This window comes from Streptomyces sp. NPDC096193 (assembly GCF_040302905.1).
Lineage (GTDB): Bacteria > Actinomycetota > Actinomycetes > Streptomycetales > Streptomycetaceae > Streptomyces.
In genome coordinates, this window is sequence record NZ_JBEOSJ010000019.1 from 135,570 (window position 1) to 145,405 (window position 9,836).

The 9,836-nt window shown below is 71.0% G+C and carries 9 protein-coding genes and 1 pseudogene; 6 read left to right on the forward strand and 4 right to left on the reverse strand.

Features of this window, described 5'->3' with window-relative positions; translation table 11 throughout:
* Positions 1 to 122 precede the first annotated feature (122 nt).
* Positions 123 to 791, reverse strand: coding sequence for an HAD-IA family hydrolase (locus tag ABTX78_RS25605; protein WP_352209136.1), 669 nt, complete (start codon positions 789 to 791; stop codon positions 123 to 125).
* A 233-nt stretch (positions 792 to 1,024) separates the two neighbouring features.
* On the opposite strand from ABTX78_RS25605, the gene ABTX78_RS25610 reads away from it, so the two are divergent.
* Positions 1,025 to 3,073 carry an MFS transporter gene (locus tag ABTX78_RS25610; protein WP_352209137.1) on the forward strand — a complete coding sequence of 683 codons (2,049 nt, stop codon included), beginning with the start codon at positions 1,025 to 1,027 and terminating at the stop codon, positions 3,071 to 3,073.
* A 105-nt stretch (positions 3,074 to 3,178) separates the two neighbouring features.
* On the opposite strand, the gene ABTX78_RS25615 is transcribed toward ABTX78_RS25610, so the two are convergent.
* From ABTX78_RS25615 to ABTX78_RS25625, 3 genes are read right to left on the reverse strand one after another with little or no spacing between them, the layout of a single operon-like run.
* Positions 3,179 to 3,673, reverse strand: coding sequence for a GNAT family N-acetyltransferase (locus tag ABTX78_RS25615; RefSeq protein ID WP_352209138.1), 495 nt, complete (start codon positions 3,671 to 3,673; stop codon positions 3,179 to 3,181).
* A gap of 54 nt (positions 3,674 to 3,727) precedes the next feature.
* Complete coding sequence (locus tag ABTX78_RS25620) at positions 3,728 to 4,090, reverse strand: antibiotic biosynthesis monooxygenase family protein (protein ID WP_352209139.1); 363 nt, start codon at positions 4,088 to 4,090, stop codon at positions 3,728 to 3,730.
* A 50-nt stretch (positions 4,091 to 4,140) separates the two neighbouring features.
* Entirely contained in the window at positions 4,141 to 5,280 is a 1,140-nt protein-coding gene (locus ABTX78_RS25625; protein ID WP_352209140.1) for an FAD-dependent oxidoreductase, read from the reverse strand.
* 279 nt (positions 5,281 to 5,559) lie between these two features.
* Between ABTX78_RS25625 and ABTX78_RS25630 the strand changes: the two genes are divergently transcribed.
* The 5 genes and pseudogenes from ABTX78_RS25630 to ABTX78_RS25650 all read left to right on the forward strand — a co-directional run.
* A complete protein-coding gene (locus tag ABTX78_RS25630) occupies positions 5,560 to 6,534 on the forward strand; it encodes an AfsR/SARP family transcriptional regulator (protein ID WP_352209141.1) in 975 nt (324 codons plus the stop codon).
* Between the two features lie 266 nt (positions 6,535 to 6,800).
* The gene (locus tag ABTX78_RS25635; RefSeq protein ID WP_352209142.1) at positions 6,801 to 7,220 is read left to right on the forward strand and encodes a type II toxin-antitoxin system RatA family toxin; all 420 of its coding nucleotides are present in this window, start codon (positions 6,801 to 6,803) and stop codon (positions 7,218 to 7,220) included.
* 11 nt (positions 7,221 to 7,231) lie between these two features.
* Entirely contained in the window at positions 7,232 to 8,476 is a 1,245-nt protein-coding gene (locus tag ABTX78_RS25640; RefSeq protein WP_352209143.1) for an aspartate aminotransferase family protein, read from the forward strand.
* A gap of 63 nt (positions 8,477 to 8,539) precedes the next feature.
* Positions 8,540 to 9,715 carry an SDR family oxidoreductase gene (locus tag ABTX78_RS25645; RefSeq protein WP_352209144.1) on the forward strand — a complete coding sequence of 392 codons (1,176 nt, stop codon included), beginning with the start codon at positions 8,540 to 8,542 and terminating at the stop codon, positions 9,713 to 9,715.
* Between the two features lie 24 nt (positions 9,716 to 9,739).
* Positions 9,740 to 9,836: pseudogene (locus ABTX78_RS25650) on the forward strand (RidA family protein); the annotation flags it as partial.

Genomic DNA, 9,836 nt, shown 5'->3' on the forward strand with positions numbered 1-9,836 from the left:
GGCTGGTTGTGGCCGCGACTTCGTCAGGCGGTGGGGCTGAGTTCGGCCTCACCTCGAGCGGCGGGCCGCGTTGCCGAGCCCCGCGCCTCAAACCGGTCAGGCGACGTTCGCCCCGGCCGCGCTCAGGGCGTGAAGCTCAGCGCTATATGACCGTTCAGCGTCCGCTCCACCGCGATTCCGCGCAGGTCCTCCACCCATACGTCCGGGGACAGCGGCTTCGCCCTCGGGCCCACGCCCACCACGCGCATGCCTGCCGCGCGGGCCGCCTCGATGCCCGCTTCGGAGTCTTCGAACGCCACGCAGTCCGCCGCGACGAAGCCCAGTTCCGCCGCGCCCTTCAGGAAGCCCTCCGGGTCCGGCTTGCTCGCGCCGACGCGTTCGGCCGTGACGCGGACCGGGGGCATCGGGAGGTCCGCCGCCGTCATGCGGGCTCGGGCCAGGGGCTCGTCCGCCGAGGTCACCAGGGCGTGCGGGAGGCCGGTCAGTGCGGCGAGGAAGGCGGGGGCGCCGGGGACCGGGATCACGCCGTCCGTGTCCGCCGTCTCCTGGGCGAGCATCACGCGGTTGTCCGCGTGGTTCTGCTCCATGGGCCGGTCCGGCAGCAGGACCGCCATCGTGGCGTAGCCCTGGCGGCCGTGGACGACCTTCAGCGCCTCGTCCGGGTCCAGGCCGTGGTCGGTCGCCCAGCGGCGCCAGCAGCGCTCCACCACGGCGTCCGAGTTGACGAGGGTGCCGTCCATGTCCAGCAGGACGGCGCGGGCGGTCAGGGCGGGCGTCGTGCTGGCCGGCATCGGCGTGCTCCAGGGCGGAGGGCGGCGAGGGAAAGGACATCAAGCGGCTCCGCCCGCCGGTCAGGGAGTACGGGCGGAGCCACTTTGTTCCTTCACGATACAAAAAGCGGGGCGGTTACGCCAGTCGTTCCGGTTCGGCAGGCCATAACGGGACTCAACCACCACGATGGGGAGGACAGTGGGGGAGCGGACACGGGGGAGGGTGCGGCACCGAGGAGAACCGAGGAGGGCGCATGGCGCAGGACGTGGGCACCCCGGCCGTGAGCCCGGCCCCGGGGGAGGGACAGAACCGGCGGAGCGTCATGGTCGCCATCGGGGCGCTGCTCCTGGGCATGCTGCTCGCCGCGCTCGACCAGACCATCGTCTCCACCGCGCTGCCGACCATCGCCAGCGAACTCGGCGGGCTGGACCATCTGTCCTGGGTGGTCACCGCGTATCTGCTGGCCTCGACCGCCGCCACCCCTCTGTGGGGCAAGCTCGGCGACCAGTACGGCCGTAAAAAGCTCTTCCAGGCCGCGATCGTCATCTTCCTGATCGGCTCCGCGCTGTGCGGCATCGCGCAGAACATGCCGCAGCTCATCGGCTTCCGCGCCCTCCAGGGCCTCGGCGGCGGCGGGCTGATCGTGCTGTCCATGGCGATCGTGGGGGACATCGTCTCGCCCCGGGAACGCGGCAAGTACCAGGGCCTCTTCGGAGGTGTCTTCGGCGCGACGAGCATCCTCGGCCCCCTGCTCGGCGGCTTCTTCACCGAACACCTCACCTGGCGCTGGGTCTTCTACATCAATCTGCCCATCGGCATCGTCGCGCTGCTCGTCGTCGCCGCCGTCCTGCACATCCCCGTGCGCTCCACCCGGCACACGATCGACTACCTCGGCACCTTCCTCATCGCGGCCGTCGCCACCTGTCTGATCCTCGTCGCCTCGCTGGGCGGCACGACCTGGCCCTGGGCCTCCGCCCAGATCATCGCCCTCGCGGTGGTCGGACTGCTGCTGCTCTACGTCTTCGTGCGGGTCGAGCGGCGGGCGGCCGAACCCGTCATCCCGCTGAAGCTCTTCCACATCCGCACCTTCACCCTCGTCGCGATCATCAGCTTCGTCGTCGGGTTCGCGATGTTCGGCGCGATGACCTTCCTGCCGACCTTCCTCCAGGTCGTCCAGGGCGTGAGTCCGACCCTCTCCGGGGTGCATCTGCTGCCGATGGTGCTGGGCATGCTGCTGACCTCCACGGCCTCCGGCCAGATCGTCAGCCGCACGGGCCGCTGGAAGGTCTTCCCGATCGTCGGCACCGGGATCACCGCGCTCGGCCTCGTGCTGCTCCACCGGCTCACCGAGACCAGTTCGACCTGGGAGATGAGTGTCTACTTCTTCGTCTTCGGGTCCGGGCTCGGCCTGGTGATGCAGGTGCTCGTGCTGGTCGTGCAGAACTCGGTCGGTTACGCGGACCTCGGCGTCGCCACCTCGGGGGCGACCTTCTTCCGGTCCATCGGCGCGTCGTTCGGCGTCGCCATCTTCGGGACGATCTTCACCAGCCGGCTGGCGAGCATGCTCACAGAGGCGCTCGCCGGAAAACCGATGCCGCCGGGCGCGGGTCCTTCGGAGCTGGCCGCCGATCCCCGTGCCATCGGCGAACTGCCTCCCGCGTTGCGATCGTCGGTGCTCCACGCGTATTCCACGGCCATCACGGACGTCTTCCTCTTCGCCGTGCCCGTGGTGCTCGTCGGGTTCGTCGTCGCCTGGTTCCTCAAGGAGGACCCGCTGCGTGCCTCGGTCACCGCGCCCGACCCCAGCCAGACGGTCGCGTCGAACCCGGTGCACCGCTCCTCCCTCGAAGAGGCGGCCCGTGCGCTGTCGGTCCTCGGCTCGCGCGAGGGACGGCGGCACATCTACGAGAAGATCACGGCGAAGGCCGGGTATGACCTGACACCCGCGGCCAGCTGGCTGCTGCTGCGCATCCGCCGCCACGGGACGGTGGAGCCGGGCCTGCTCGCCGATGTCACGCCCGTACCGCTGCGGACCATCACCGACGCCGCCCGACTGCTGGAGGAACGTCACCTCGCCCGTCGTGAGGGGCTCCAGCTGCTGCTGACCGAGGAGGGTCTGGAGTGTGCCGTACGGCTCGCCAAGGCCCGCGAGGAGTCGCTGGCCGAGCTGCTCGGCGACTGGTGGGGCCCCGAGCGGCCGACCGATCTGGTGCACCTGGTCGAGGAGCTGAACGCCGAGCTGTGCGGTTCGGACGGCGAACGGCCCTACAGCCCGCCACCGAAGCGCGACCACGCGCCCTGAGGCCGCCGCGGTCGAGCCGAGCGGCGGCCCGCTCCCGTGGGCGGTCGGGCCGGCTTCGAGGAGGCCCCTCCCGCCGCGGTCGGGCCGAGCGGCGGCCCGGGCCCGTCAGGCAGCCGCCGCGCGCAGCTCCTTGCCGTACCAGATCTGCATGTAGGGCCCGGTGCAGTACGCCGGGATCTCGGAGTAGCCGTGCCGTATGTACAGCGCACGCGCCGACGTGAGATCGAGACGGGTGTTGAGCACCATGCGCCGGGCGCCGAGCGTGCGGGCCTCGTCCTCCAGCAGCTCCATCAGCATGCCCGCGCCCTCGCGGCCGCGGAAGGCCGGGCGCACGAAGACGCGGGTGAGCTCGGCGCGCCCGTCGTCCAGCAGCAGCACCCCGCCGCAGGCCGCGGCCTCGCCGCCGTACCGGCCGACGACGAACGTCCCCGTGGGAGGGGTGAGCAGTTCGACGCCGTCACCGGCGAGTCCCTCGTCGATCTCCCCCTCCGTCGCGGGCCGCCGCCAGTAACTGCTCGCCACATCGGCGTAGTAGTCACGGCGCAGGCCGGTCGCGTCGGGTGAGTCGAAGGCCTCGCGGGCCAGGGTCCAGGACGTCATGACGTTCTCTGTACCGCAGGTGCCGGAGCCCCGGCCAGCGATTATCGGGTGCGGTCAGGCCTTGGGAGCGGCCGACTGGACCACCTCGAAGGACCACAGCGTCGAGCCGGTGGCCGCGGGCTTCGGACGCTCGCCGCCCTCACCCTGCGGACCGCCCTGCCCCTGAGCGCCGCCGCCCTGCGCGCCGCCGTGGGACGCCTTCATCGAGCCCGCCATCCAGGCCTGGAACGACGCCTCGTCGCGCCAGCGCGTGTACACGAGGTACTGGTCGGTCCCTTCGAGCGGCCGCAGCAGCTCGAACCACTCGAAACCGTCAGCGCCCTCCACCGCGCCGGCCCGGGAGGCGAAGCGCTTCTCGAGCACTTCGCGCTGCTCGGCGGGGACGGTCAGCACATTGATCTTCACCACACTGGCCACAGGACATCCTTCGCATAGGGGGATCTCGACCGTACCTCCGCGCCCTTCTCTCAGCGGAGGCGGTCCGGCCCGAGGAAAGCCGGCGGCACCGCGTTCTCCGCCCCGCGGACGAGATCGGCGAGGGCGTCGCCGATGCCCGTGGCGTACTGGAGGCCGTACGCGCCGCCACCGCCGGCGACGACGAGGCGCGGATCCCCGTCGGGACGGCCGAGCACGAACTGCCCGTCGGCGGCCCGTGTCGTCGTCCGCACCGAGACCCTGGCCGGCAGCCGCCGCAGACCCGGAAGCTTCGCCGGCAGCATGCGCGCCAGGTCGGACCAGTCGTCGTACGCCACGCCGCGGTCGATCTCGTCCGGGTCCAGCGGCTTGCCCGTCACCTCGCGGTCCTCCAGGCTCAGCCGGATGTCGTGACCGCCTTCGGACCCGCTGCCGCGCAGCACCCGGCCGTCGTCGAGTTCGCGGACGAAGGCGGGGAACTCCTCCAGTGTGAAACCGCCGTCTTCCTCGAGCGGGCGGAACCAGGTCTCCGGCATCCGGACCGTCTCCAGCGGCAGGCCGGGCACCAGCTCCGCGAGCCAGGCACCGGCCGTCACCACGACCTGCCGGACACGCACGCTGCGCTGTGCGGTGTGCAGCAGGACGCCGCCCGTGATGGGCTCGACCGAGGTGATCCGGGTGTCCGCGAAGACACGGGCACCGCTGCTCCGGGCGAGGGCGACCGCGGCGCGCACCGCGTTCTCGGCCCGCAACAGCCCCGCGCTCGGCTCCCACACGCCGATGTGGTGGTCGGGTACACCGGTGTGGCGCGGGTACTGGAAGCGCAGCGCCCGCGCCGTGAAGGTCCGGACATCGATGTCGTGCTCGCGCGCGGCGCGCAGTGCGCCGCCCGCCACCAGCCCGTCCTCGGGGCCCACCAGCAACCCCCCGCAGGGCACGAACAGCCGCTCCCGCGAGGCCTCTTCGAGCTCCCTCCACAGCGCGTGGGAGCGCCGCGCGAGCGGCACGAGCGCCGGGTTCTCGGAGCAGCACAGCCGGAACATCCCCGCGCCGTACGACGATCCGGGCGCGCGTCCGGGGGTGAAACGGTCGAAGCCGATGACGTCGACGCCCCGGCCGGACAGCCTCCACAGCGCGGAGGCGCCCCAGGCGCCGAGTCCCACGATCGCCGCATCCGCATCCCACTGAGTCATCTCACCTGCACCTGCCCGCCCTGTCGTCACGGTCCCTGGGTGCAGCCCACCACGCCCTTTCCCCGTGGGCCTGAGTAACCGGTACTCACCTTGCTTCGGCCACTCACCTTTCGGCCGCCGGAGGTCCGCGGAACCGCCGAGGATCCGGAGCGCGGGCGCGCCGGCCGCCGAACGGCGACAGGGGTTTGAGTACCTGAGTACTCACGATGCGGGACCCCCGTCCGTGGTGACCTCGGCACTGCCGCGCGGTGCAGGCCGCGACGACGGGTGGAGGTTGTGATGCAGTTCCGTGTACTGGGGCCCCCTGAGATCTATGACGACGTCAGGCAGCGGAGCGTCCAGTTGAACAGTCCCAAGCAGCGCGTGCTCCTCGGGGTGCTGCTGGTCCGCCTGGGGTCTGCCGTTCCCACGGAAGCGCTGATCAACGAGTTGTGGGGCCGCAACGCCCCGGACAAGGCGATCAACGCCCTCCAGGCACACGTCTCCCGGCTGCGCCAGCAGCTGATCGAGGTCGAGCCGGCCCGGGCGAACACCCCCCGTCTCGTCGCGCGCGGCTCCGGCTATCTGTTGCAGGCGCGTCCCGACGAACTCGACAGCGTGCAGTTCCGGCTCCAGGCGGCGCGCGCCCAGCGGCAGTTGGAGACGGATCCGCATGCCGCCGCGGCCCTGCTGCGCAAGGCGCTCAGGCTGTGGCGCGGCCCGGCGCTCGACGGGGGCTCCCACGGCCCCCTGTGCTCCGGCGTCGCGGCCCGGCTGGAGGAGGAGCGTCTGCTCGCCCTGGAAGACCTCTGCGACGCCTCGATCCGCATCGGCCACCACCGCCAGGTGGTCGGCCAGCTCGAAGAGCTGGTCGTCGCCCACCCGCTGCGCGAGCGCTTCCGCGACCAGCTGGTCCTGTCCCTCCAGCGCTGCGGCAGGCAGGGCGAGGCACGGGCGGTACGGGACACCGTACGCAGGCGCCGCGCCCCCGAGACCGCTGCCGGGCCGGTGGCCGTACGGGGCCTTTCCGTACGCCCGATCCACGACGCGGGTCACCGCCGGCACGGGCACGGAGTCGGCGAGCACCCGGTGGGCGAGGACAGTGCCGCCGACACCGAGCACTACCGGGAGGGCGGCGGCAGCGACTTCGAACTGCTGCGGCTGCGCCGCCGGGTGGACCAGCTGACGTCGGAACAGCACTCGCTCCGTTCGGAACTGGACCGGCTCATGGCGCTCGTCGAGGGCGGATCGGGACAGCGAAGGGACTCCGCCTGACCGAACGGCGATCCGGCGCCCGAGCGGGTGCGTCCGGCGGGCGGTGAGGGAACGGGGGGCCTTGCGTCCGATCGAGGCGCGGGGACCTTGCGTCAGATCCGGCGCGGGGACCGGCGGACCCGCTCCGCCGGGTTGTTCGCCCTGCCGGTTGTCAGCCTGTCAATTGTCTGTCAGATGTGCCCATTCGGCGCCCGGAACGGGTGCTCCGCCCACCTAAACTGCGAATCGCCGATGAGCGGAATTGCGAATTCTGAGAGGAGATTTCCATGGCCGTACTGCATACCACCCACCGGGGCGCCGGAACACCCGACCACCTGTGGAAGGTACTGCTGGACATCGAGGCATTCCCTTCGTACATGGAGGGTGTCAACGAGGTCGAGATCACCGAGGAGGACGGCGACCGGCGCACCAGCAGCTGGGTGGTCGAACTCAAGGGTTCCGAAATGGAATGGGACCAGGAGGACGTCATCGACGCGGATCGGCGGCGGGTGGAATTCCGCCAGACCGACGGTGACCTCGCGAACTACGAGGGATATTGGCAGATCGTCGAGGACGCCGAAGGGGTCGGCCTCGAATTGAAGGTGGAGTTCGACATCGGTCTGCCGATGGTCGCCGAAATGATTCATCCCGCTGTGGCCAAGGCACTCGAGGGCTACCAGCAGGGCATCGTCGAGCAGAGCGCGTAGGAGGATCAGTCATGAGTGACCTTGGCCCGGTCGATGCGAAGGAAACGTTCCGGCGGGTGAAGCGGCACTTCTCACCCGCTCTTTCGGTGGCCGGAAAGTTCAGCGGGCAGGGCGCCGTCGAGGCCTCGTCCGACGGCTGCCGGGTGACGCTCTCGGACGGCCGGTCGGTCCTGGACTTCGGCTCGTACGCGGTCGCCCTCCTCGGGCACCGCAATCCGGCGGTCCTGGACGCGGTCCGCGCCCAGCTGGACGTCATGCCCGCGTCGACCAGGACGGTCCAGAGCGCGGTGGCCCCGCTGGCCGCCGAGAAGCTGACCGAGTACTTCGGAGGGGCCCTGAACCGGGTCTACTTCGGGTGCGGCGGCGCCGACGCCGTCGAGGTCTCGCTGAAGCTCGCCCGGGTGGCCACCGGCCGCACCACGGTCGTCGCCGTCGAAGGCGCCTTCCACGGAAAGACCCTGGGCGCGCTCTCCCTGACACACAACGAGCGGTTTCGCGCGGGCCTCGAACCCCTGCTGCACGGAGTCGTGCACATCGACCCGGACGACCCCCGGGCCCTGGCACGCGTCATCGCCGAACAGGACGTCGCCGCGCTCGTCTTCGAGCCCGTACAGGCCGAGAACGGTGTCCGGCTGCTGGACGAGGACGTCCTCGCGAGCTGGTGCCGTGACGCGCGGGAGCACGGGGCCTTCGTCATCTCCGACGAGATCCAGGTGGGCCTGAGGCGCTGCGGCGCCAAGTCGGTCGCGCTGGAGGCCGGGCTGCCGGTGGACGCCGTCCTGCTCGGCAAGCCGCTCGGCGGCGGTGTCGTGCCGGTGTCGGCGGCCGTCGGCAACGACCGGCTCTTCGAGCCCCTGCTCTCCGACCCGATGCGGCACACCGCCACCTTCAGCGGCCACCCGCTGGGCACCGGCGTGATCCCCACGGCCCTCGCCACCATCGAGCGGCACGCGGCCGACGGCGAGCGCATCGCCGCGGCGATGGCCGCCGGGCTGGCGGACATCCGGGAGGAGCACGGCGGCGTGGTGGTCGATACCCGCGGCCGCGGTCTGCTGTGGGGCATCGACTTCACCACGGCCGAGGTCTCCGGCAACGTACTGGCCGGCCTCGCCCAGAGCGGGCTGGTCGTCTCCCCCTGCATCAGCCGTCCGACGACGGTACGGCTGCTGCCGCCGATCGTCGCGACGGACGAGGACGTCAAAGAGGCCCTGTCGCTGCTCAGCGGAGCGATAGCCCAGGCGGCGGCCTCCTCCTAGGGCCTGCCCTGGCCGCCGCACCGAACCGGAGACCAGGTCCCGGGGAAGGAACAAAGAGAGCTGATGACTTCGCTCACGCAATCAGGAGTCACCGACGAGTTCGCGCAGGATGTCGTGCTGGCCGACGACATCACCGGCTTCGCGGCGAAGGACCCGAGCACGATTTCCGAGGTGTTCCTCACCGGCGCGACCGGGTTCCTCGGGGCGTTCCTGCTGAAGGAGCTGCTGGCACGCGGTCTGACCGTGCACTGCCTGGTGCGGGCCGCCGACGCCGAGGCCGGCCTGGAGCGGCTGAAGGCCACCCTCGGCACCTACGAGGTGCTCGACGCGGTCGACCTCGGCCGCGTCCGCGTCGTGACCGGTGACGTGACGCGGCCCCGCCTCGGAGTGCCCGAGAAGGAGTACGCGGAGCTGGCCGGACGCATCGGCGCGATCTACCACTCCGCCGCCAAGGTCAACTTCCTCACCCTCTACAAGTGGCTGCGCAAGTCGACGATCGACGCCACCCACGAGATCCTCCGGCTGGCCTGCGCCGCGGAGGCCACCCTGCACCATGTGTCGACCATCGGCGTCTTCGAGCCCCGGGCCGCCCTGGGACCGCGTACGGAGACCGACGTCACCGGCCCCCCCGAGACGCTCGCGCTCGGCTACACGAAGAGCAAGTGGGTGGCTGAACAGCTCGTGCGGGAGGCCGGCCGCAGGGGAGTGCCCCTGACCGTCCACCGTCCGGGACAGGTGTGGGGCGACACCCGCAGCGGTGCGTGCCAGCCCAACGACTTCGTCTGGCGGTTCATCAAGGGGTCCGTGCAGGCGGGCGTCTACCCGCGGAAGTTCGGCCTCGACATGAACATGGTGCCGGTCGACTACGTGAGTTCCGCGATGGTCGCCATCTCCCGCGACCCGCGGTCCCTCGGCCGGACATTCCACGAGGTGAGCTCCGGCTCGCTGGACTCCGGCGCGATCCTCGAACTCGTGCGCGGTGTGGGATACGAGCTGAAGGAAGTCAGCATCCTCCGGTGGATGAAGGCCGTGTCCGCCGACGTCAACAACTCCATGTTCCCGCTGATGCGCATGCTCGTGGACCTGGAGAAGTTCGAGGTCGCCGAATTCTCGGACGCGGCCACCCGCGAGTTCCTCAGCGGCTCCGGGGTCACCTGCCCGGACATCGACGAGAAGGTGTTCGCCTCCTACGTCTCGTACTTCGTCCGGCACGGTGTTCTGCCGGACCCGATGGCGTGACGGGCTGACAGCCGGAAAAGGGCGGTGGCCCGCGAGTACCTCAACGTCGGCACCGCCCTGGCCGCGGCCGGTGGATCCTTCGACGACGTGGCGAAACTGACCGTATACGTCGTCGACTGGA

Coding starts and splice junctions, on each gene's coding strand:
- ABTX78_RS25605 (WP_352209136.1), bottom strand. CDS start 791: ATGCCGGCCAGCACGACGCCCGCCCTGACCGCCCGCGCCGTCCTGCTG.
- ABTX78_RS25610 (WP_352209137.1), top strand. CDS start 1,025: ATGGCGCAGGACGTGGGCACCCCGGCCGTGAGCCCGGCCCCGGGGGAG.
- ABTX78_RS25615 (WP_352209138.1), bottom strand. CDS start 3,673: ATGACGTCCTGGACCCTGGCCCGCGAGGCCTTCGACTCACCCGACGCG.
- ABTX78_RS25625 (WP_352209140.1), bottom strand. CDS start 5,280: ATGACTCAGTGGGATGCGGATGCGGCGATCGTGGGACTCGGCGCCTGG.
- ABTX78_RS25630 (WP_352209141.1), top strand. CDS start 5,560: ATGCAGTTCCGTGTACTGGGGCCCCCTGAGATCTATGACGACGTCAGG.
- ABTX78_RS25635 (WP_352209142.1), top strand. CDS start 6,801: ATGGCCGTACTGCATACCACCCACCGGGGCGCCGGAACACCCGACCAC.
- ABTX78_RS25640 (WP_352209143.1), top strand. CDS start 7,232: ATGAGTGACCTTGGCCCGGTCGATGCGAAGGAAACGTTCCGGCGGGTG.
- ABTX78_RS25645 (WP_352209144.1), top strand. CDS start 8,540: ATGACTTCGCTCACGCAATCAGGAGTCACCGACGAGTTCGCGCAGGAT.